1 protein-coding gene is annotated in these 560 nt (G+C 52.7%); it reads right to left on the reverse strand.

The features are described 5' to 3' along the window. A partial coding sequence (locus J5069_RS23995; RefSeq protein ID WP_264646145.1) for a helix-turn-helix domain-containing protein occupies positions 1–560 on the reverse strand: 560 nt, incomplete at both ends.

Here is a 560-nt window from a genome sequence, read left to right on the forward strand (position 1 = left end):
GGTCTTGCCGTCCCGATAGCCGGAGTTAGTAACCTGGTTGAAATGGTCCAAAACCCGTTGATCTGGGTCGTCAGGCGGTTCAGCCTGACAAGAGGTTTTACCTGATGGATCTTGTTTTGAATTTACTGACGGATCCCCGCCAGATTCTGGAGGGTCAAAACTGCCGTTATTGCTCGATTTTGACGGGTCAAATTTTGAGGCGTCAGATTTTGAACCCTCAGATTTTGATGCGTCAGGATTTGATGTGTCAGATTTTGACGGGTCAGAATCTGACAGGTGAGATTGAGCAGCGGCATACAGCTTCGCAACGTTCAGTTGATACATGTTAGATGCGTTGCGGTTGCCCTTCCGGCGCTGAGTACGTGTTAGCCAGCCCTCTTTCTCCAGCCTGGCTATGGTCGTGCGAACCGTGCTCGGTCCTGCACCCAGTTGCCTGGCTATGGTGTCGATTGAGGGCCAGCAAACGCCGTCATCAGACGAGAAATCAGCAAGCCGTGCCATGATGGCCACTGACGCTAGTTTCATGCCCGACGATGCGCAGCCGTCCCAGACAAATGCAG

Source organism: Candidatus Symbiopectobacterium sp. NZEC127, from assembly GCF_025962675.1.
GTDB lineage: Bacteria > Pseudomonadota > Gammaproteobacteria > Enterobacterales > Enterobacteriaceae > Symbiopectobacterium.